Source organism: Nonomuraea sp. NPDC059007 (assembly GCF_042740555.1).
Taxonomy (GTDB): domain Bacteria; phylum Actinomycetota; class Actinomycetes; order Streptosporangiales; family Streptosporangiaceae; genus Nonomuraea.
Window position 1 is genome coordinate 23119 of record NZ_JBHYJD010000069.1, and the last position, 20805, is coordinate 43923.

General features: G+C 73.1%; 17 protein-coding genes. 9 read left to right on the forward strand and 8 right to left on the reverse strand.

The genetic code is table 11. The annotated features are described in order from the left end of the window. The first annotated feature begins 27 nt into the window (after positions 1-27). From ACFWY5_RS52830 to ACFWY5_RS52850, 5 genes are all read left to right on the forward strand, one after another. Positions 28-1050 (forward strand): PLP-dependent cysteine synthase family protein, encoded by a 1023-nt coding sequence (locus tag ACFWY5_RS52830; protein ID WP_379639595.1) that lies wholly within the window; start codon positions 28-30, stop codon positions 1048-1050. Then, positions 1050-2231, forward strand: a complete 1182-nt coding sequence (locus ACFWY5_RS52835; protein WP_379639613.1) for an MFS transporter — start codon at positions 1050-1052, stop codon at positions 2229-2231. The genes ACFWY5_RS52830 and ACFWY5_RS52835 overlap by 1 nt, the downstream gene beginning before the upstream one ends. A 39-nt stretch (positions 2232-2270) precedes the next feature. Continuing rightward, on the forward strand, positions 2271-3887 hold the full coding sequence (locus ACFWY5_RS52840; protein ID WP_379639596.1) for a protein kinase: 1617 nt from the start codon (positions 2271-2273) through the stop codon (positions 3885-3887). Between the two features lie 114 nt (positions 3888-4001). Further along, positions 4002-5009 carry a coiled-coil domain-containing protein gene (locus ACFWY5_RS52845; RefSeq protein WP_379639597.1) on the forward strand — a complete coding sequence of 336 codons (1008 nt, stop codon included), beginning with the start codon at positions 4002-4004 and terminating at the stop codon, positions 5007-5009. 26 nt (positions 5010-5035) lie between these two features. Continuing rightward, complete coding sequence (locus ACFWY5_RS52850; protein ID WP_379639598.1) at positions 5036-5941, forward strand: pirin family protein; 906 nt, start codon at positions 5036-5038, stop codon at positions 5939-5941. A 6-nt stretch (positions 5942-5947) separates the two neighbouring features. On the opposite strand, the gene ACFWY5_RS52855 is transcribed toward ACFWY5_RS52850, so the two are convergent. Both ACFWY5_RS52855 and ACFWY5_RS52860 read right to left on the reverse strand, forming a co-directional pair. Continuing rightward, the gene (locus tag ACFWY5_RS52855) at positions 5948-6841 is read right to left on the reverse strand and encodes a CHRD domain-containing protein (RefSeq protein WP_379639599.1); all 894 of its coding nucleotides are present in this window, start codon (positions 6839-6841) and stop codon (positions 5948-5950) included. Positions 6842-6939: 98 nt separating this feature from the next. Further along, positions 6940-10614 (reverse strand): ATP-binding protein, encoded by a 3675-nt coding sequence (locus tag ACFWY5_RS52860; protein WP_379639600.1) that lies wholly within the window; start codon positions 10612-10614, stop codon positions 6940-6942. Positions 10615-10702: 88 nt separating this feature from the next. Between ACFWY5_RS52860 and ACFWY5_RS52865 the strand changes: the two genes are divergently transcribed. Further along, positions 10703-11566, forward strand: coding sequence for an exodeoxyribonuclease III (locus tag ACFWY5_RS52865; RefSeq protein ID WP_379639601.1), 864 nt, complete (start codon positions 10703-10705; stop codon positions 11564-11566). Here ACFWY5_RS52865 and ACFWY5_RS52870 read toward each other — a convergent pair. From ACFWY5_RS52870 to ACFWY5_RS52890, 5 genes are all read right to left on the reverse strand, one after another. Beyond that, positions 11563-12711 (reverse strand): MFS transporter, encoded by a 1149-nt coding sequence (locus tag ACFWY5_RS52870; RefSeq protein ID WP_379616963.1) that lies wholly within the window; start codon positions 12709-12711, stop codon positions 11563-11565. The genes ACFWY5_RS52865 and ACFWY5_RS52870 overlap by 4 nt on opposite strands. 74 nt (positions 12712-12785) lie before the next feature. Beyond that, a complete protein-coding gene (locus tag ACFWY5_RS52875; protein ID WP_379639602.1) occupies positions 12786-13904 on the reverse strand; it encodes an MBL fold metallo-hydrolase in 1119 nt (372 codons plus the stop codon). A gap of 68 nt (positions 13905-13972) precedes the next feature. Then, complete coding sequence (locus ACFWY5_RS52880) at positions 13973-15385, reverse strand: carboxylesterase/lipase family protein (RefSeq protein WP_379639603.1); 1413 nt, start codon at positions 15383-15385, stop codon at positions 13973-13975. A gap of 96 nt (positions 15386-15481) precedes the next feature. Continuing rightward, positions 15482-16345: a DUF3152 domain-containing protein gene (locus ACFWY5_RS52885; protein ID WP_379639604.1), complete on the reverse strand. Its 864-nt coding sequence runs from the start codon at positions 16343-16345 to the stop codon at positions 15482-15484. A gap of 39 nt (positions 16346-16384) precedes the next feature. Beyond that, positions 16385-17458, reverse strand: a complete 1074-nt coding sequence (locus ACFWY5_RS52890; protein ID WP_379639605.1) for an NAD(P)/FAD-dependent oxidoreductase — start codon at positions 17456-17458, stop codon at positions 16385-16387. Between the two features lie 35 nt (positions 17459-17493). On the opposite strand from ACFWY5_RS52890, the gene ACFWY5_RS52895 reads away from it, so the two are divergent. The 3 genes from ACFWY5_RS52895 to ACFWY5_RS52905 are packed head-to-tail and all read left to right on the forward strand — an operon-like array spanning position 17494 to position 19924. Continuing rightward, on the forward strand, positions 17494-18699 hold the full coding sequence (locus ACFWY5_RS52895) for a Tm-1-like ATP-binding domain-containing protein (RefSeq protein WP_379639606.1): 1206 nt from the start codon (positions 17494-17496) through the stop codon (positions 18697-18699). Then, entirely contained in the window at positions 18696-19517 is an 822-nt protein-coding gene (locus ACFWY5_RS52900; RefSeq protein WP_379616977.1) for a phosphoenolpyruvate hydrolase family protein, read from the forward strand. The genes ACFWY5_RS52895 and ACFWY5_RS52900 overlap by 4 nt, the downstream gene beginning before the upstream one ends. Positions 19518-19546: 29 nt before the next feature. Next, positions 19547-19924, forward strand: coding sequence for a cupin domain-containing protein (locus ACFWY5_RS52905; RefSeq protein WP_379616979.1), 378 nt, complete (start codon positions 19547-19549; stop codon positions 19922-19924). Here ACFWY5_RS52905 and ACFWY5_RS52910 read toward each other — a convergent pair. Next, complete coding sequence (locus ACFWY5_RS52910) at positions 19921-20352, reverse strand: type II toxin-antitoxin system PemK/MazF family toxin (protein ID WP_379616981.1); 432 nt, start codon at positions 20350-20352, stop codon at positions 19921-19923. The genes ACFWY5_RS52905 and ACFWY5_RS52910 overlap by 4 nt on opposite strands. Positions 20353-20805: the final 453 nt, after the last annotated feature.

Sequence of the window (20805 nt, forward strand, 5' to 3'; positions counted from 1 at the left end):
AGAGAACAAGTGGATATATCAGGACTTGTGGGCAACACCCCGGTGTTGTGGGTGCCCGAGCTCTGGTCGGGCGGCGAGCGCGGCTTCTGGGCCAAGCTCGAGGGCTACAACCCCGGCGGCATCAAGGACCGCCCCGCCCTGCACATGGTGGCCGAGGCCCGCAGGCGCGGCGACCTGCGGCCCGGCGCCCCGATCATCGAGTCGACCAGCGGGACGCTCGGCCTCGGGCTGGCGCTGGCCGGAGTGGTGCACGGCCATCCCGTCACGCTCGTGGCCGACCCGGGCATGGAGCCGCTGATGCGCCGCCTGCTGCTCGCCTACGGGGCGCGGCTGGAGATCGTGGCCGAGCCGTACCGGGAAGGGGGCTGGCAGGCCGCGCGGCGCGCCCGCGTGCGCGAGCTCATGGCGGGCGAGCCCGGCGCCTACTGCCCCGACCAGTACGCCAACCCCGACAACGCGGCCGCCTACGCCGGGCTCGCCGCCGAGCTGACCGCCCAGCTCGGCCGCGTCGACGTGCTCGTCTGCAGCGTCGGCACCGGCGGGCACAGCGCCGGGATCCACCGCGTGCTGCGCGCGCACAGCCCGGACGTGCGGCTGGTCGGCGTGGACACCGTCGGCTCGGCCATCTTCGGCCAGCCCGCCGGGCCGCGCCTGATGCGGGGCCTCGGCAGCAGCATCCATCCCGCCAACGTCGCCTACGACGCCTTCCGCGAGGTCCACTGGGTGGCGCCCGCCGAGGCCGTGTGGGCCTGCCGCCGCCTGGCCGCCGCCCGCTACGCCACCGGCGGGTGGAGCGTCGGCGCGGTCGCGCTGGTCGCCTCGTGGCTGGCCCGGCGCGAGCCGCCGGGCACCCGCATCGCCGCCGTCTTCCCCGACGGCCCCGAGCGCTATTTCGACACCGTGTACGGCGACGCCTACTGCGCCGAGCACGGCCTGCTCGACACCAAACCCGAGCCGGAACCGGACGAGCTGCCCCACCCGGCTGCCGCGGAAGCCGGGCGCTGGACCCGCTGCGCCATTGTCACCCGCCCGGCGGGAGCGACGTCGTGATGTCCGGCTACAGCAGGCCGATCCGGCTGCTCATGATCAACCAGCTGACCATCAACGTCGGCTTCTACATGCTCATGCCGTACCTGGCCGCCCACCTCACCGGCGACCTGGGCCTGGCGGTGTGGGCGGCGGCGCTGGTGCTCGGCGTGCGCAACCTGTGCCAGCAGGGACTGTTCCTGCTCGGCGGCAGCCTGGCCGACCGGCTCGGCTACAAGCCGATGATCCTCACCGGCCTGCTCCTGCGCACGGCCGGGTTCGCGATGCTCGGCCTGGTCGAGGCGGTGCCCGCGCTGCTGGCCGCCTCCGCGCTGACGGGCCTGGCCGGCGCGTTCTTCAACCCCGCCGCCCGCGCCTACCTGGCCCAGGAGGCGGGGGAGCGGAAGGTGGAGGCGTTCGCGCTGTTCAACGTCTTCTACCAGACCGGCATCCTGGCCGGGCCGCTCGTCGGGCTGCTGCTCAACGCCGTCGCCTTCCGCCTGACCTGCCTGAGCGCGGCGGCGCTGTTCGCGGTGCTCGCGCTCGCCCAGGCCAGGGCGCTGCCGGCGCGGCGGGGCAGCCGGGCGGACGCGGACGTCTCGATACTGGCCGACTGGCGCGGCGCGCTCGGCGACCGGGCGTTCTGCCTGTTCGCGCTGGCCATGACGGGCTCGTACGTGCTCGGGTTCCAGGTCTATCTCAGCTTGCCGCTGGCCGTACCGGAGCAGGCGGTGTGGATCTTCGTGGTGTCCGGCGCGATGGCCATGCTCGGCCAGGTGAAGGTGACCGCGTGGGCGGCGGCGCGCTGGACGCCCGGACAGGCGATCACCCGCGGGCTGGCGCTGATGGGCCTGTCCTTCGCGCCACCCGGGCTGATGGCGGCCGGGCTCCCCGGCGGGGTGGCGGTGATGGCCGCCACTGTCCTGCTCACGCTCGGCAGCATGATCGTCTACCCCTTCGAGATGGCCACCGTGGCGCGCTTCGGCGGCGAGCGGATCGGCACCTGCTACGGCCTCTACAGCACGGCCTCCGGCATCGGCGTGGCGGCCGGCAACGTGCTGACCGGCGCCGCGCTGGAAGCGGGTCTGGCCTGGTGGGGGCTGGTGGCGGTGGGGCTGGGGTGCGCGGCGGGCGTCCACCTGCTCTGCCGATCCCGTCACGGCTTCTCGACGGAGCGTGTTGTACCGCCCGCCAATACGGGCTAGTGTCCGGGAGACTGGATCTTTTGCCCAGGGGGTTCCGCGATGCAGGTTCCGGGCTACACGGAGATTCGCGAGCTCGGACACGGCGGCACGGGCCAGGTCATGCTGGCCGTGCGGGCGTCGGACGGCTTACCCGTGGCGATCAAGCACCTGTCGCCCGGACTCCGTGAGGACAAGGAGTTCGTCGCCAGGTTCCGCGACGAGGCCAGGGTGATCGGCGCGCTGGACAGCCCGCACACCGCCCGGCTCTACGAGTACGTGGAGGGCGAGGACGACGCCGCGATCGTCATGGAACTGGTCGACGGCATCACCCTGCGCCGCCTGCTCACCCACGAGGGCGCCACCGGCGCCGAGGCGGCGCTGGCCGTCCTCAAGGGCGCCCTCACCGGCCTGGCCGCGGCCCACGGGCTCGGCGTCGCCCACCGCGACTTCAAGCCGGAGAACGTCATCGTCGCCGCCGACGGCGTCAGCAAGCTCGTCGACTTCGGCCTCGCCACCCGCTTCGGCGAGGCCGGCACCTACGTGGGCACGCCGTCGTACATGGCGCCAGAGCAGTGGGAGGACGCCCCCGCCGGGCCCGCCACCGACGTCTACGCCGCCACCGTCGTCTTCTTCGAGTGCCTCACCGGGCACCGCCCGTTCCCCGGCGAGGACGCCGCCGTCCTCGCCTACCAGCACCAGAACGTACCGCCGCCGCTGGCCAACGTGGACGAGCGGGTCAGAGGGCTGGTCGAGCTCGGCATGGCCAAGGACCCGGCCGAGCGGCCCCCGTCCGCGCAGGCCTTCCTGGCCGAGCTGGAGGAGGTGGCGGGCAGGGCGTACGGGAACGGGTGGGAGCGGCGCGGCCGCGCCGGGCTCGGGCTGCTGACCGTCCCGCACATCGCGCTGCTGCCGCTGGTGCCGTCGGCGGGAGCCGAGGTGGCGACCGGGTTCGCGCGCAGCGCGCTGACGCCGGTGGCCAAGTTCGCCATCGCCAGCGGGCTGATCGCGGCCACGGCGGCGGCCGTGGTCTCGGTCTTCGTCATGTGGACCGAGGACCCGCCGATCGAGACCGCGCGCGCGTTACCCCCGGTGAGCTCGGCGCCGTTGTTATCGCCGCCGGCCACCACGCCCTCGCGCACGCCGGGCCCCTCCACCGGCCTACCCTTCTCGCCGCCGATCACCGACGCGGGCGACCGCGCGGGCACCGCCGTACCGCCGGACGAGGTCACCGCGGCGGGGGAGCCGACGCGGACGCTGCGGCCGACCCACGAGCCCAGCCCCACGGCCACGCCGAGCCGCACCCCCGGCAAGACCGCCGAGCCCACCCGCAGCCCCGCCCGCGACACCGGCCCGACCCACGGCCCCGAGCCCACCAAGGACGCGCCCACCAAGGGCGAGCCCACGAAGGCGACCCCACCACCCGCGACGCAGCCCCAGCCCTCCTCGGGCGGCAAGCCCCCGGAGAAGAAGCCCGAGCCGCTGCTGTCGGTGTCGCTGAAGGTCTCCCTGGACCTGCCCGTGCTCAAGGGCGGCAAGCAGTTGCTCGACGCCGACCTCGACCTCGGCCTGGGCAGCAGCCTGCTGGGTATGGCGGTGCTGCCCGGTTCGGTCCTGCTGGGCCGCCACCTCGCCGCGCGGCAGGCCGGCAGGAGCCGCCACCGGCGCGATACCGAATGACCTGATTGCACCTCAACGGCCGCTATCCCCTACTATCTTCGATCGGACAGAGGGCGCCCCCGGCCTGCGGTTAAGGAACGGCGAACCGCCCGTGGGCTCGGTCGAAGGAGAAGCGTGGCGGCTGCGTCACCCGCTGGCGTGCGGCGCGGGCCGCTGTGGAGAAAACTCGCGGCGCTGGCGGCGCTGGCGGCGGTGGTGGCGCTCGCCGTGGCCCCGATACCGGCCTCGGCCAAGCCCAAGCCGACGGTGAAGCAGCTGAAGAAGGAGCTGGCCGCCCTCCAGAAGGAGTCGGACAAGCTCATCACCGACTACTACAGTAGCCGCGTCGAGCTGCAGAAGGTCGACAAGACCGAGAAGGCCGCCCGCGAACGCTTCAAGGGCGCCCAGGCCGTCTACGACCGCGAGGCCACCAACCTCCGCCTCATGGGCACCACCCAGTACATCACCGGCGAGCCCAACCTGGCCAACATGTTCAGCGGCGGCGGCGACCCGGCGTCCCTGCTCAACAGGCTCGCGCTCAACCGCCACATGGTCGACGTCCAGAACGCCAGGCTGCGGGGCTTCGCCCAGGTACGCGATGAGCTCCAGCGCGCCCAGGAGGAGTCGGCGGCCCAGGAGGAGGAGCTGCGCGCGACCGTCGAGGACCTGGAGTCGCGCAAGAAGAAGGCCGAGAAGCTGATCGAGAAGATGCGCGACAAGATCGACCAGCTTCACGACGTGCCCGGCGCCCGCCGCGACGGCACCTTCGTCCCGCAGCTGCCCGCCGGCGAGGACAACATCACCCCGCGCATGCGCCTGGTCAAGCAGCTCGTCCAGGAGCGCTTCGAGGTGCCGTTCGGCATCGGCTGCTACCGCTCGATCCGCGACGGCGGCGAACACCCCCTCGGCCGGGCCTGCGACTTCATGCTCAGCCGCGGCGGCGCCATGCCCTCGGCCGCCGAGATCGCCCGCGGCAACGAGATCTGCGCGTGGGTCGTCAAGAACGCCAAGCGCCTCGGCATCATGTACGTGATCTACCGCCAGCGCATCTGGCACGTGCGCACCGGCCAGTGGCGCACCATGACCGACCGGGGCGGCACCACCGCCAACCACTACGACCACCCCCACATCTCGGTCTACTGAGAACCGGGCGCGTGTACCTTCAGGGTGTGAGCAACCTGGAACGCGACCCTCAGGAGGTCGTCTGCGCGGCGGACGGCGCGACGGGGACGGAGCTGCTCACCGGGCGCGCGGTCCCGCTGGGCGGGCCGCGCGCGATGAGCGTCACCCGCACCCTCCCTCACGTACGGCGCCGCATGATCGGCGCCTGGTGCTTCGTCGACGCCTACGGCCCCGAGACGGTGGCGATGCGGGTGCCGCCCCACCCGCACACCGGGCTGCAGACCGTGAGCTGGCTGGTCGAGGGCGAGGTGCTGCACCGCGACAGCCTCGGCAGCCTGCGGGCGGTCCGGCCGGGCCAGCTCAACCTGATGACCGCCGGGCGCGGCATCTCGCACTCGGAGGAGTCCGCCGAGGGCGGCACGCTGCACGGGGTGCAGCTGTGGGTGGCGCTGCCGGAGGAGCACCGGGGCGTGGAACCGGCGTTCGAGCATCACGCGGAGCTGCCGGTGCTGGACGGGCCGGGGTACCGCTCCCGCGTGCTCATGGGCGGGCCGTCCCCGGCCACGGCCTACACGCCGCTGGTCGGCGCGGAGGTCTCGGTGGACGGCCGGGCCGAGCTGGCGGTCGAGCCGGGGTTCGAGCACGGGCTGCTGCTGCTCGACGGCGCGGTCGAGCCGGTGCCCGCCGGCCCGCTGCTGTACCTGCCGCCGGGCCGCGAGCGGATCGTGCTGGAGGGGCGCGGGCGGGTGCTGCTGATCGGCGGCGAGCCGTTCGCGGAGGAGATCGTCATGTGGTGGAACTTCGTCGGCCGTTCCCATGACGACATCGCCGCCTACCGCAAGGAATGGACGCAGGGTAAAGGGTTCGGTGAGGTGCGCGGGTTCGACGGGGAGCCGCTGCCCGCCCCCGAGCTGCCGGGCACCCGGCTGAAGCCGCGGGGACGGGTGCGCTGACGGGGTCTACCAGCCGCCGCGGTGGAGCTGGCCGCGCACGGCGCCGCCGGGGAACTCCTTGGTGTGCAGGTTCGTGTACCAGTTCTTCGGGTTCCTGTTGATGCCCCGCACCACGGCGGCCTTGGCCCTCGTGCTGCCGGCCACACCGGTGATCGAGGCGGGCAGGCCCTTGGGGTCACCGAAGAAGTCGGCCACGACCGGGCCGTTCTCGCCCCTGGCTCCGCGGTGGATGTGGCCGTTCGTGGGCGCGCCGATCCTGGCCCACGCGGTGGCGAACGCGACCCGGGTGCCCCGGGCCCACACCAGCCACGCGGCGCGGCCGTCCCGGTCGCCGACCTTCTGGCCGGGGGCGGGCACTTCCTGCGCGCCGGTCGCCACCGAGGTCAGCGTACGGCCGGAGCCGTAGGCGAGCACGGAGTCCAGGGAGACCGGGCGGACGCGGTGGAGCTGGGCGCGCACGGCGCCGCCGCCGAACTCGGCGGTGTGCAGGTTGGCGTACCAGTTCCCGGGATTGGCGGTGATGCGGCGCAGCAGGCCGCGGTCGTCGACGGTCACGGCGCCCTTGACGGCGGTGAGGTTGGCGGGCAGCGCGGCGCCGAAGAACGGGATCTTCACCTCGCCGTTCCTGCCGGCCCGGCCCTGGTGGATGTGGAACGCGGTCGGGGCGGCCACCCGGTTCCAGCGGATGGCGTAGTCGACCCGGTTGCCGTGGACGCGGAAGACGGCGACGGCGCGGCCGTCCCGGTCGCCGACCTTCTGGCCGGGCGTGGGAACCTCGTTGGCGCCGGTGAGCGTGGCGGCGAGGTAGACCGGGGTGGTGGCCTGCGCGGGGGCGGCGGCCAGGGAGGAGGCGGTCAGGGCGGCGGCCACGGCCAGGCCGGAGACGACGAGCTTCTTCATGATCGATCCTTTGGCTGAGGGTTCTGCGTGGTGGCGCCCGGTTGTACGGGGCGGGCACACGCCCGGGTTCAGCCCAGGGAATGGGTAAAAGGACGCGTTCAGCGTTCGCCCATCTCGAAGCCCCGCATGTGCTCCGGCCGGAGTTGCTGGGGCACGGCCGTCTCGGGCGGGTCCCACGACCGGGTGCCGTGCAGGTACGCCGCGCCGCACCGGGCCGCCAGCCGGAAGAACCACCACTTCAGGTGCTCGTCCACGTCGGCGAAGGTGCACTGGGTCAGCGCCGCGGCCAGCAGGGACAGCAGGAGCTGGTGGCGCCAGTCGTCGTGGAAGCCCGGGGTCAGGAGCTTGTAGTCGTACAGGAAGCGGACCAGGGGCCCGATGAGCTCGTCGTCGCCCTCGCCGTTCACGATCAGGTCGAACAGCTCCTCGCCCGGCCGCGGAACCTGCCTGGCGATGACCGACAGCAGCAGCGTCGCCGGGTCCGACGCCTGCGAGGCGCACTTCTCGAACGTGGTCAGGTCGATGAGCCGGAACTGCTTCGGCTCCAGCCTGCCCGCGGCGGTGCGCGGGATCAGCACGTTTCCGTGGTGCAGGTCGCCGTGGGAGAAGCCGCGCAGGTGCTGGACGTGGTGGGCTCCGGCGATGTCGCCTGCGACCATGGCCAGCGGGTTGGGCAGCACCGTCGCGGACCGGTCGCCGGAGAACCAGATCCAGCTCCGCTCCGGCTCCAGCAGCCCGCACTCCAACGCCCACGTGGTCAGCTTCGCGTCGTCGCCGAACCGGGCGCCCAGCTCGGCGCGCAGGTACTCTCCCGAGTCCACGTCCGCGCGGACCTCGGCCGGGTACGGGTTCCACTCCGACAGCACGCCCTTGACGACGCGCTGGAACACGGGGACGAGCTCCTGGGGTGAGGTCAGCTCGGACATCTGCACCATGTCGGTCAGGCTGCCGCCGGCGACCTCCTGGAAGAACACGCGCTCGCCGGTGCCGGCGACGCGCGGTGGATGGGGCAGCAGACCGGCCAGGTGCTTCTGCCGGAACAGCACCGCGCTCACGTCGAGGGCGAGCCGGTGCCGGGCGTACTCGCGAGCCAGCGGGCCCGGCGGGCAGACCTTCGCGATCACCTTGCGCGCAGGCATGCGGGCACCCGGCGGCGGCTTGATGACCAGCGCGGCGAGGCTGCAGTCGGTGTAGCCCCGCTTGGTCCAGGCCGGGGTGTTCGGCGAGATCTCATAACCCTCCGGATCGCCCCATGCCTTGATGGCGACGGCGACGGGGACGCCGAGCTGCCCGGCGATCCCCTCGTCGTAGTCGCGCCCCGCCTGCACGGAGCCGTCCACCGCCGATTCCGTCGCGAGCTGCCGGAACTCGGCGACCAGCCCGTCCGGGTCGTCGAACAGCTGCGGGCGGCTGTGCAGGAACGCCTGTTCCGCCGTTGACAGGCGGCGGGTCGTGATCTTTCCCTGGGCGTGGACGATGAGGGTCCGCTTGATCAGCACCACGGCGGGACCGGCGTTCCGCAGCACGGTGAACAGCCTGGCGACCGAGGGGTCCCGGGGCGGATCCTCCCGCAGGGAGCGGTCCATTTCCTCCAGGCGCTGCTCGGCCGGCACCCCCTCGCCGTCGTCGCGGAACACCAGGCCGCAGGCGGTCCCGCCGTCGCCGTCGTCCCCGGCCCGCATGGTGAAGCCGAAGGCGCGGGTGACCCGCTCGACGGCGTCCTCGGTGAGCGCGGTGCCCGCGGGCCCGGCGACCCTGATCTTCAGCTCGGCCGGCCCGCCCGCGGGAGGGGCCCCCAGCGCCAGCGCGGTCGCCTGCGCCAGATCCAGCCGCATGCCGGAGTCGAAGGCCTCCTTGTAGGCGATCTCGCCCAGCACCTTGTGGCACTTCTGGACCAGCAGGTCGTGGTCGTCGGTGAGCCACGGCGCGCCCAGCATCGGCAGCCCAGCGGCCTTCCAGTTCACCCGGAGGGCGCCCAGCAGGCGGACCGAGAGCGCGGGCCGCTCCAGCGCCGCGTAGACGCCGGCGGCGGTCTCCAGCGCGAGCAGGATGCCCAGGATGTCGTGGAACGGCCGCTTGAGCCGCAGGGTCTTCCTGACGTCGTGCAGCGCCTCTCCTGCCTGGCCCATCTCCAGCCGGGTCATCGCCAGCGTCCAGTACGCGTACGACCGCACGGACAGCTCCTGGCGGTCCTCGCAGATGCGCAGGCACTCCAGCAGCATCGACTCCGCTTCCTGGAGCGCCCCCTGCTTGGTCAGCACGATCGCCAGCTCGACGACGGCCGGCAGCAGGCCGGGGTTCAGCGCCGGGCTGTCGGAGGTGAACTCGATCGCCACGCGCAGCAGCGTGCTGGCCTTCTGCAGGTCCCCCTGGAGCAGGGCGGCGGTGCCCCGCATCTTGGAGGACAGGATGAGCGCCTTCGAGTCGCCGATCCGCTTCGCCTCCGCGCCGCACAGCTCGGCCATCGACATGGCGCCCATGCTGTCGCCCTGGGCGCTGCGCACGTACGACAGCACCCACATGGCCTTGCAGCGCTCCGGGCTCGGCTCGGGGTTGGCGCGCAGGGCGAGTTCCAGATATTTCCGGCCTTCGCCCGCGAAACCACAGCACACCCACATGAACCAGAGCGACGACAGCAGTCTCAGCGCCAGCGCGGCCTCGTCGGGCGTGTCCAGGGCGTGCTCCAGCGCCACCCGGACGTTGTCGTGTTCCTGGCGCATGCGCTCGAACCAGTACATCTGGCGCGGGCCCGACCAGTCCTGCTCGCTGCGGGTGGCGAGGACGAGGTAGTACACCAGATGGCGGTGGCGGATCTCGCGGCTGTCCTCCAGCCGCGTCGCGCCGTACTCCGCGAGCGTCCCGAGCAGCTTGTAGCGGGTGCCCGGGTAGTCGGTCCTGATGAGCAGGACCGACTTGTCCACCAGCGACTCGACCAGGCCGCCGATCTCCTCCCCGCACACGAAGCGGGCGGCCTCGAGGTCGAAGTCGCCCGCGAAGACCGACAACTGGGCCCACAGCAGGCGCTCGGCGGGCTCGCACAGGTCGTAGCTGCGGGTCAGGGCGTCGTGCAGGCTCCGCTGACCGGCGGGCCCGGTCAGCAGGGCGAAGCGGTCCGTCAGCCCGGCGGCGATGCCGTTCACCGACATGCTCGTCAGCCGCAGCGCGGCGAGCTCGATCGCCAGCGGGATGCCGTCGAGACGGGCGCACAGCTCGGCCACCGAGGCGACGCTCAGCTCGTCGAGCTCGAAGCCGGGCTGCACGGCGCGGGCCCTGGCCGCGAACAACCGCACGGCCTCGTTGTCCGTGCCCGCCGTCTCCATCGGCGCCAGCGCGACCACCCGTTCATCCGGTACGCCCAGCGGCACCCGGCTGGTGACCAGGACGCGCAGCCCGGGAGCCGCCCGCAGCAGTTCCCCGGCCACCTGCGCGCAGAGCGGCGCCACCCGCTCGCAGCCGTCGAGCACGAGCAGCCCGCGGCGCCCCTCGGCCCATCCGGGCAGCGAACCGGCGCCAAGCGCCGCGGCGATCGCGGGCCTGACCTGGTCCGGGTCGCTCACCGCCGACACGCCGGCGAACCAGGCGCCGTCCGGATGGCGGCCGCGCGTCTCGTGGGCCAGGCGCAGCGCCGTGCGGGTCTTGCCGACGCCGCCGATGCCCGTCACCGTGACCAGCCGCGCCTCCGCCAGGTGCCGTCTGAGGGTGGCGAGCACGCCGAGCCGTCCGACGAAGCCGGCGTCCTCATCAGGCAGGTTTCCCGCACATCCGAAGGTCATCGCTCTCCCGCAGGGTGAAGAGGACCAGCCTATGAGCCGGGGTTCGCCCGGGGAGAGCTGATCGTGAATCCCGGATATCGTGGATCGGGTGCGAGTAGCGACCTGGAACGTGAACTCGGTCAAACAGCGGCTGCCCCGCCTGCTTCCCTGGCTGGATCAGCGCCGCCCCGACGTCGTCTGCCTGCAGGAGACCAAGCTGGCCGACCAGGCCTTCGCCGCACTGCTCGGCGAGGAGCTGGCCGCGCGCGGCTACGAGGTGGCCGCGCACGGCGAGCCCCGCTGGAACGGCGTGGCGATCCTGTCCAGAGCGGGCCTCGACGACGTGGTCACCGGGCTGGCCGGAGCGCCCGGTTTCCCGCACCAGGAGGCGCGGGCGGTGGCGGCGACCTGCGGGGGCGTGCGGGTGCACTCGGTGTACGTGCCGAACGGGCGTACGCCGGACGACGACCACTACCGGTACAAGCTCGAATGGCTGGCCGCGCTGCGCGAGGTGGTGCGGCTCGGTCCGGTCGAGGCGATGGTGTGCGGCGACGTGAACATCGCGCCCGCCGACGCCGACGTCTTCGACCCGGCCGCCTACGAGGGGCAGACCCACGTGACGCCGCCGGAGCGGGCGGCACTGGCCGACCTGCGGAAGCTGGGGCTGCACGACGTGGTGCGCGAGCGGTGGCCGGAGGAGCGGGTGTTCACCTACTGGGACTACCGGGCGGGCATGTTCCACAAGGACCTCGGGATGCGCATCGACCTGGTGCTCGCCTCCGATCCGGTGGCGGGGCGGGTGCAGGCGGCCTGGGTCGACCGGCACGCGCGCAAGGGCACGGGGCCGAGCGACCACGCGCCGGTGATCGTGGACCTGGACGAGGCGCCCGACGGCGACATCGGGCCGGTCGTGCCGCCGCCGTCGGCGCCCGCCCCGAAGCGCGGATCGGTGAAGCTGCCGCAGTCGCCCTAACGCGTGAGCGTCCACAGGGACGCGGCCATCGCGAGGGCGGCCACACCGGCGCAGAGCATCACGGCGCCGACGCCCAGCGTGTCCACGACCATGCCGCCGGACAGCGCGCCGAGCGCGAAGGTGGCCTGGAACGAGCTGGTGAACACGACCGTGGCCGCCTCCGGCGCGTCGGGTGCGGCGCGGGCGAACCAGGCCTGCGAGCAGACCGGGACGGCGCCGTAGGCCAGCCCCCACAGGGCCAGCAGGGCGACCGCGCCCCAGACCGTGCCGCCGATGACGGGAAGCAGCAGGGTGGCGGCCGCGATGAGGGCGCCGGCCGCGGTGAAGGTGGCGCGGGGGTGGGCGGTGACCGTCCTGCCCGCGGCGAAGTTCCCTGCCACGCCGGCGGCGCCGTACAGGAGGAGGACGGAGCTGACGGCGGCCGGGTGCAGCCGCGTGACCTGCTCCAGGAACGGCGTCACGTAGGTGTAGGCGCCGAAGTGGGCGAGGACGACCAGGAAGGTGGCCAGCAGGGCGATCGCGGTGCCGCGGCGGCGCAGGAGTGCCGCCAGCGTTCCGGCGGCGGTGATCCGGTCGGCGGGCAGCGGCGGGAGCAGGACCAGCAGGGCGGCCAGGACGAGCACGGCCAGCCCGGCCAGTACGGCGAAGGCCGCCCGCCAGCCCGCGGCGTGGCCGATGAGCGTACCGGCGGGCACGCCCAGCACCGAGCCCAGCGGCACCGCGGAGAAGATCAGCGCCGTCGCGGTGCCCACGGCCGCGGGCGGCACGAGACGCCCGGCCAGGCCCGCGCCCACCGACCAGAACCCGCCGATCGTGAGCCCGACGAGAATCCGGGAGACCAGCATCGCCTCATAGGACCACGCCACCGCGGCCAGCACGTCGGCGGCGGCCAGCAGCGCCATCATCGCGCACAGCATCACGCGGCGGTCCAGGCGGGCCGTGGCCAGCGTGAGCGCCGGGGCCGCGAACGCGGCGACGATGCCGGGCAGCGTCATCGTGAGCCCGGTGACGCCGTCGGTGAGGCCGAAGTCCGCGCCGATGGCGGTCAGCAGGCCGATGGGCAGGATCTCGCTGGTGACGATGCTGAAGATGCCCAGGGTGAGGGCGGCGACGGCGAGCCAGCGGACCAGTGGTGTGGTGGACATGGGAATCCAGCCAAGCAGCGCTCGCTCCGGGGCACCGGCAGGAATCGGACCAGACCGTCACCGCCCCCGGTCGTCTAAGCCAGCATCTCCCACCAGGTGTCCAGGGCCGGCGCGTCGGCGGTGTCGACGAGCTCGCCCGGCCGCGGCACCACGATCTTGACCTCGCGCGCCTTGGCCTCGCGCCACAACCGGTCCACCGGCTCGCCCCACGGGTGCAGCGCCAGCGTGAACGTCGCCCAGTGCACCGGCAGCATCAGCGCCGCGCCGAGGTCGATGGTGGCGTTGACCGCCTCCTCCGGGTTCATGTGGATGTCCGGCCAGGCCGGGCTGTAGGCGCCGATCGGCATGAGCGCCAGGTCGAACGGGCCGTGCGCGGCGCCGATGCCCTTGTAGCCCTCGAAGTAGCCGGAGTCGCCGGCGTAGAAGAGGCGCTTGTTCCGGCCGGCCACCACCCACGAGCCCCACAGCGTGTCATTGCGGGTCAGCGAGCGGCCGGAGAAGTGCCGGGCGGCCGTGGAGACGAAGCGCAGCCCGGCGACCACCGCCTCCTCGTCCCAGTCCAGCTCAATGATCCTGAACAGCGGCACGCCCCAGCGCTCCAGGTGCGCCCCGATGCCCAGCGGCACCAGGAAGGGCGCCTTCTGGGAGCTGGTCAGCCGCCGCACCGTCGCCATGTCCAGATGGTCGTAGTGGTCGTGCGAGATCACGATCGCGTCCACCTGCGGCAACTGGCCAAGCTCGACCGGCACCGGGTGGTGGCGCCGCGGGCCCACCAGCTGCGAGGGCGAGGGGCGGTTGCTCCAGATCGGGTCGAACAGGACCCGCTTGCCCTCGATCTCGATCAGCGTGGAGGCATGGCCGTACCAGATGGCCCGCAGGCCCTCGGCGGCCGGCTCGCCCGACGGCGGCGTCAGCACCGGGATCAGCCCGGCCGGCCGGCGCTGGGTCCGGTCGCGCGTCAGCTCCGCCAGCATGCTGGGGTCGGGCCGGCCCGTGTGGGTCGGCTCGGGCATCGGGTTGAAGAACGTGCCGTCCTTGAACCGCGGCGAGCGCCGCATCCTGGCCGACCGCTCGGGCCCCGACATCAGTGGCCGTGCCCCGAGCTCGGCCGGCACGTCCCGCAGCGCCCATCCGGCCGCGGCCAGGGCGGCCCCGCCCACGAGCAGACGCCGTGCCGTCCGCAATCCCGCCATGTCACACTCCTTGCATAGTCAACTCTCTCTCGAAGATATATCGCGATAGGTTGCGGCGAGCGCGAGGGTCAGGTCATGGCGTGGAAGCCGGCCTCCGACCAGAGGGCCCGGGTCGCGGACTCCGGGTCGACGACGTCCGACGGCGTCACGTCGAAGAGATGCGTCATCGCGTTGACCGGCTCGTACTCCGGCCAGCCCGGACTGCCCGTGGCGGCGAAGCGAGTCCAGGCCGAGCGGAACTGCGCCGACAACCCCTCCGCCTCCGAGGAGCCGCCGGTGAGCAGCCGGGCCAGCTCCGAGTCGAGCGTGCCGAACGTGAGCGGCACGTCCAGCCCGTGACAGGCGCCGAGGGCGGTGGGCGCCCAGGTCAGCTCGTAGGCGAAGGTCGGGCCGGTGTGCGCGTCGGCCAGCAGCGCGCTCGGCATCCTGAACAGCCAGTCGGACATGAGCCGCAGATGCAGCTCCGCCTCCGGGTAGGCGGTCCGGTACACGACGCCCGCCTGCGGCGGCGCGAGCGTCTTCAGCGCCAGCGCGGTGTCCCCGCCCTCGCCCATCGCCAGGAACAGCGCGTACTCGTCGCGGGTGAAGCCCACGAGCAGGTCCACGTCACAGGCCGCGCCGTCGGCCAGCGCCTCCCACGGCGTCTCCGGCAGCACCTCGCCGTCCACGACGGGCGCGAACGGCATCTCGGCGATGCCGCTCGCGCCCCACTCCGCGGTGTTCCCGCGCAGGTCGAGGCTGGAGAAGTCGTGCACGGCCGCGAGCAGTTCCTCGGGGCTGCGCTCGTACGGCGAGCCGCCCGCCCTGGCCATGATCCCCGCCGTCATCCGGGCCGCGAGCTCCGGGGTGTAGAACGTCGCCGGCACACTCTGCGCGATCACCCGCCGGAACAGCCCCGCCGCCGACGGCATCGCCATGAGGCAGGCCGCCGCCCCCGCCCCGGCCGACTCCCCGAACACGGTCACGTTGCCGGGATCGCCGCCGAACGCCGCGATGTTCTCCCGCACCCAGCGCAACGCCTGCACCTGATCCAGAAGGGCCCGGTTGGCCGGCGCCCCCTCGATGAGGCCGTACCCCTCCATGCCGACCCGGTGGTTGAACGTCACCACCACGACGCCCTCGCGGGCCAGCCGGGTCCCGTCGTACTCGGGCAGGCCGGCGGTGCCGATGAGGTAGGCGCCGCCGTAGATCCACACCATCACCGGCAGGCCGGAGCCGCCCGGATCGGGCGTCCAGACGTTGACCGACAGGCAGTCCAGGCCGTCGGCGGAGCTCCACGGCGCGACCCCCGGCAGCAGCGGCGGCTGCGGCGGCGCCGGGCCGAACCGCACGGCCTCGAACGTGCCCTCCCACGGGCCGGCCGGGACGGGCGCCGCGAACCGGTTCGGCCCGAAGGGGGCTTCGGCGTAGGGGATGCCGAGGAAGGAGGTGACGTCGTCGGTGGTCCGACCGGTCAGCTTGCCCGCGGAGATCGTCGTCATGTACCAAACTTACGCTTGGCCGGGATCCGTGCTCACCCGCATTTCGCGTCCCGCGGCGGGAGGCCGCCGAACGTGATCGCCTTCCTACGCCGAACTTCAGGGGCGGGGCCAGGCGTTGGGGCGGCAGCCGTCCAGGGACATGGACTGCTGGAGCATCACCGGGGCCAGGCGGCCTCTGCCCGGGCAGGAGCGGTGGCCGTGGCCCAGGCCGTGGCCGACCTCGTGGTTGATCACGTAGCGGCGGTAGCGGGCCAGGTCGCCGTGGTACTGGGGGACGCCTCTGGCCCAGCGCACGGCGTTGATCACCGAGCGGTGGCCGTCCCAGCAGGACAGGTCGCCGCCGGTGTTCAGGGGGAGGCAGAGGCGGTCGGTCAGGCGGGGGCTGGTCAGGGCCACACTCAGGCGGACCGGGCCGTGGGCGACGCGCTGGAAACGGCCCCAGCTACGTGGGTCGTTGAGGGTACGGTGGACGGCTTCGGCGAACTCCCCGGGGTCGAAGGGGAGGCCGCGCTCCACCTCGACCATGTACCGCACCACCGGGGCGCGTCCGGGGCGCGGTTGTGCCCGGCCTTTGACCACGGCATAGCGGCCCGAGGCGGAGAAGGGAACCTTGACCCGCCTGCCGGACTCGGGACCGCCCGCCGCGGCCCGCTCACCTTCCGGCCGTCCGCCCGGCCGTTCACCTTCCGGCCGTTCACCTTCCGGTCGCTCTACGCCCGGCCGCTCGCTGTCCGACTGCCCGAGGTCCGACTGTTCGAGGTCCGGCCACACCACGTCCGGTCGCTCCACCGTTGACGGCGAAACGCCGGGCCACGCCACGCCCGGCCGCTCAAGGTCTGAGCGCCACATGTCCGCCTGCTCGACGTCCCAGGCGGGCGCGCCGGCCGGTGACCCGGGAGCGGCGACCTCGCCGCACGCGCCCGCCGCGAGCAACACCACCAGCAGTACCGGCACCCGCACCCAGCTCTCCCCACATGATCACGAGCGGGGAGAAGACGATCATACGCCGGGAACGACCGCATAAGGCCCCAGGTCGATCTCCGGCGTTTCGCCCAGAACCAGCGATGTGGCCAGCATCCCGGCGTAGGGCCCCGCGGTCAGCCCGTAAGCGCTGAGGCCGGTGACCGCGACCACCTTTCCGTTCAGGCGGGCGATGAGCGGGCGCTCGCCGTCCATCACCGGTCGCAGTCCCGACCGGGTCTCGGCGACGCTCGCCGTGGCGAGGCCGGGCGCCAGCCGTACCCCGGAAGACAGCACGTCAGCCAGCCCCGCCACGGTCACCCGCGCGTCGAAGCCGGCGTCCTCCCTCGTCGCCCCCATGACCACCCGCGAGCCGGGGAAGCCCAGCAGGTACGGCCCGCGCCGCGGCAGCACGATCGGCCAGCCCGAGGTGTCCACCCCGTCGAGCACGGCGTGCACGATCTGGCCCCGCCACGGCCTGACCGGCAGGTCGGTCCCGAGCGGCGCGCAGACCTGGCCCGTCCAGGCACCGGCGGCCACGACCACGGCGTCGGCGGGCAGGGGCACGCCGTCGCCGGGTGCGTTGTCGTGGTGAAGCATGACGGTGCCGTCGGGCAGGAGTCCGGCGCGGCCGTGGAGGAGGGCGACGCCGCGGGCCACGGCGTCGGCGAGGAGCGCGTCCCTGACGGCGCGGCCGTCCACGCGTGCCGCCCCGGGCACGTGCAGCGCGCTCAGGCCGGGGGCCAGGGGCGGGAAGAGCGCCGCGGGGTCCGCGATCTCCGTGATCTCTCCCATTTCCGGCGCGTCCGGATATCTGTCCGCAAGCAGGCGGTGTACCGGCTCCAGCTCCGCCCGATCCTCGGCCACCAGCAGCGCTCCGACCCGCGCGTACCCGGCGCCGATCTCCGGGTAATGACGGGCGGCGGCCCGTGCCAGCTCGTACCAGGCGGGGTCGTCCTCGTGGTCCACCCACGGGCAGACGATCCCCGCCCCCGCCTCCGTCGCCTGCCCGGCCAGCCCGGCGTCGACCACCGTCACCGCCACCCCGCGGCGGCTCAGGTGGTAGGCGGCGCTCGCTCCGGCGATTCCCTTGCCGATCACCACAACCCTCATACCAAGATGATCGCAGCGGGGATAACGTCGGTCACATGGCAGTGGTACTGATCGGAACGCTGGACACCAAAGGGCCGGAGTACTCCTGGCTGCGCGAGCGCCTCGCCGGGCTGGGCAGCGAGGTGATCGTGGTCGACACGGGCGTCGGGCCGTCCGGGCTCGCGGCCGACTTCTCCGCCGCTCAGGTGGCCGACCAGGCGGGGGCCGATCTGGAGGCGCTGCGGGCGGCGGGGGACCGGGGCGCGGCCGTCACCGCGATGGGGGAGGGGGCGGCCAAGGTCCTGGCCGACCTGCACCGGGCGGGACGGGTGGACGGCGTGCTGGCCGTCGGCGGCAGCGGCGGCTCGTCGATCGCCGCGCGGGCCGTGCGCGACCTGCCGATCGGCCTGCCCAAGCTCATCGTCTCGACCATGGCCTCCGGTGACGTCACGCCGTACGTCGGGGCGAAGGACGTCACGCTCATGTACTCCGTCGTGGACATCGCGGGCATCAACCGCGTGTCCCGCGCGATCCTGGGCAACGCCGCCGCCGCCGTCGCGGGCATGGCCAAGGAGTACGCGGCGCGCGGCCCGGCGCAGGACGGCGACCGGCCGTTGATCGGGGCCTCCATGTTCGGCGTCACCACCCCCGCCGTCGACGCGGCCAGGGCCAGGCTCGACGAGCTCGGCTACGAGGTGCTCGTCTTCCACGCCACCGGCTCCGGCGGGCGCGCCCTGGAAGGCCTGGCCGAGAGCGGCATGCTGGCCGGGGTTCTCGACCTCACCACCACCGAGCTGGCCGACGAACTGGTCGGCGGCGTCCTGTCGGCCGGACCCGACCGGCTCACCGCCGCCGGACGGCACGGCGTCCCGCAGGTCGTCGCACCCGGCGCGCTGGACATGGTCAACTTCGGGCCCCGCGACACCGTGCCGCAGCGCTTCGCCGATCGCACGCTCTACGTGCACAACCCGACCGTCACGCTCATGCGCACCACCGAGTCCGAGATGGCCGAGCTGGGCCGCGAGATCGCCGCCAAGCTCGCGCGGGCCGGCGGGCCGGCGGTGCTGTTCATTCCGGAGGGCGGCGTCTCCGCACTCGACACGCCCGGAATGCCCTTCCACGACCCGGCGGCGGACGCGGCGGCCTTCGCCGCCCTGGCCGCCTACCCGGAGACCGTGCGCCTGGCCGCGCACATCAACGACCCGGAGTTCGGCCGCGCCATGGCCGACCGGCTCCACCTGCTGATCAAGGGGGACCAGTGAACAGGCAGACGGTTCTGGAACGGCTGCGCCGTACCGCCGGGGAAGGAAGACCGATCATCGGCGCGGGCGCCGGGACGGGCCTGTCGGCCAAGTGCGCCGAGGCGGGCGGCGTCGACCTGATCATCATCTACAACTCCGGCCGCTACCGGATGGCCGGGCGCGGCTCGCTGGCGGGGCTGCTGCCGTACGGGGACGCCAACCAGATCGTCGTGGACATGGCCGCCGAGGTCCTGCCGGTCGTGCGTGACACGCCGGTGCTGGCGGGCGTGTGCGGCACCGACCCGTTCCGGATCATGCCGCTCTTCCTCGACCAGCTGAAGGCCATGGGGTTCGCCGGGGTGCAGAACTTCCCGACCGTCGGCCTGTACGACGGCGTCTTCCGGCAGAACCTCGAAGAGACCGGCATGGGCTTCGACCTGGAGGTCGAGATGGTCCGGCTGGCCCACGAACGCGACCTGGTGACCGCCCCCTACGTCTTCGACGAGGACCAGGCGCGGGCCATGGCACAGGCCGGGGCCGACGTCCTCGTCCCGCACGTGGGCTTGACCACGAAGGGCTCCATCGGCGCCGGGACCGCGCTCACCCTGGACGAGGCGGTGGCCCGCGTACAGGCGATGCGCGACGCCGCCGTGGCCGCGCGGCCGGACGTGATCGTGCTGTGCCACGGCGGCCCCATCGCGGAACCCGCCGACGCCGCCCACGTCCTGCGCCACACCAAGGGCGTGGCGGGCTTCTTCGGCGCCTCGTCGGTGGAACGCCTGCCGACCGAGCGCGCCATCACCGAACAGGTGGCCGCATTCAAGAACCTGGAGGTCTGATGCTGGTAAGTCCGGACAGGGTGACGACGATGACCTTCGACTGGGGGTCGATCAAGTGGTTCGTCACACCGTCGCTCATCCCCGGCGCCGGCTCCACGCTCGGCGAGGTGATCGTCAACCCGGGCAAGGGCCACGCGCGCCACAACCACCCGAACGCCGAGGAAGTGATCTACGTGATCTCCGGCGAGGCCACGCAGATGGTCGACGACGGCGAGCCGTTCCCGATCAAGGAGGGTGACACCGTCCACATCCCGGCGGGCGCGTACCACTCGACGTTCAACAACACGTGGCGCCCGCTGCGGCTCATCGTCACCTACACGCCGGGCGGCGAGGAGAAGGCGCTGGAAGGCGCCCCCGACTACTGCCTGCACGAGGCGGGCACGATCGCCGAGTGGCGCCAGGCCTAACCGTCGGCGGCCCAGCCGTGGGTGCGCTTGAGCAGTGCGGCGACGCGGGCGAACCGCTCGCCGTCCAGCACCGCGCCCTCACGCCTGATGTCGTCCTCGTCCAGCACGAAGATCCGGTCCAGGCGCAGGAAGGACGGCTTCCCGTCGCGGTTCCAGGCGCCGAGCGGGAACCACTCGGGCCCGTCGTCCCCACGGCTGGACACCATCAGCCCGAGCAGCCTGCGCCCGGTCCTGCCCACGATCAGCAGCGGGCGATCCTTGCCCCGCGACGGGTCCTCCTCATAGGGCACCCAGGCCCAGACGACCTCCCCGGGATCGGCCAGGCCGTCCAGGTCGGGGGAGTAGGCCAGGCTCGCGGCCCGGTCCACCGTGTAGATCTCCCGCACCGCGCCCCGCGCCGGACGCGGGTCCTCTCCTAGATCACGCACGCGACGGAGCTTACGACCCCAACCCCCCGAAAGGCCACCACCCCCACAAAGGGACACCCTTACCACCCAACCGCGGCAATGAAGCGTCCAACCCAAGGCCGGCACCAGACCCCAGGACCAGAACCGGCACCAGTGAGCCATCGCCGAGACCGAGGACGAGCACGGGCACGGGCACGGGCACGGGCACAGGGATGGGCACGGGACGGGGACAGGGCTGAGGACCGGAACCGGGGGCTCAAGACCGGGATCGGGGACGGGTGCTCATGGCTGGGACCGGGGACGGGTGCTCAGGGCTGGGGCGGGCCAGGGCCATCGCCGGGACCAGGACCGGGGGACGGGGCCGGGGACGGGGGCTGGGGCGAGGAGCGAGGGCCGGGGGTTGGGGCGAGGAGCGGGGTGTCGCACAGGGGGTTCCCATCTCGCGGGCCAAGGGTCCGGTCGTAACGGCGGGCC

Bases quoted from the DNA above. Each gene is read 5' to 3' on its own strand.
- ACFWY5_RS52870 (WP_379616963.1), bottom strand. From the start codon at position 12,711: ATGTCCACCACACCACTGGTCCGCTGGCTCGCCGTCGCCGCCCTCACC.
- ACFWY5_RS52880 (WP_379639603.1), bottom strand. From the start codon at position 15,385: ATGACGACGATCTCCGCGGGCAAGCTGACCGGTCGGACCACCGACGAC.
- ACFWY5_RS52890 (WP_379639605.1), bottom strand. From the start codon at position 17,458: ATGAGGGTTGTGGTGATCGGCAAGGGAATCGCCGGAGCGAGCGCCGCC.
- ACFWY5_RS52905 (WP_379616979.1), top strand. From the start codon at position 19,547: ATGACCTTCGACTGGGGGTCGATCAAGTGGTTCGTCACACCGTCGCTC.
- ACFWY5_RS52875 (WP_379639602.1), bottom strand. From the start codon at position 13,904: ATGGCGGGATTGCGGACGGCACGGCGTCTGCTCGTGGGCGGGGCCGCC.
- ACFWY5_RS52840 (WP_379639596.1), top strand. From the start codon at position 2,271: ATGCAGGTTCCGGGCTACACGGAGATTCGCGAGCTCGGACACGGCGGC.
- ACFWY5_RS52895 (WP_379639606.1), top strand. From the start codon at position 17,494: ATGGCAGTGGTACTGATCGGAACGCTGGACACCAAAGGGCCGGAGTAC.
- ACFWY5_RS52855 (WP_379639599.1), bottom strand. From the start codon at position 6,841: ATGAAGAAGCTCGTCGTCTCCGGCCTGGCCGTGGCCGCCGCCCTGACC.
- ACFWY5_RS52835 (WP_379639613.1), top strand. From the start codon at position 1,050: ATGTCCGGCTACAGCAGGCCGATCCGGCTGCTCATGATCAACCAGCTG.
- ACFWY5_RS52860 (WP_379639600.1), bottom strand. From the start codon at position 10,614: ATGACCTTCGGATGTGCGGGAAACCTGCCTGATGAGGACGCCGGCTTC.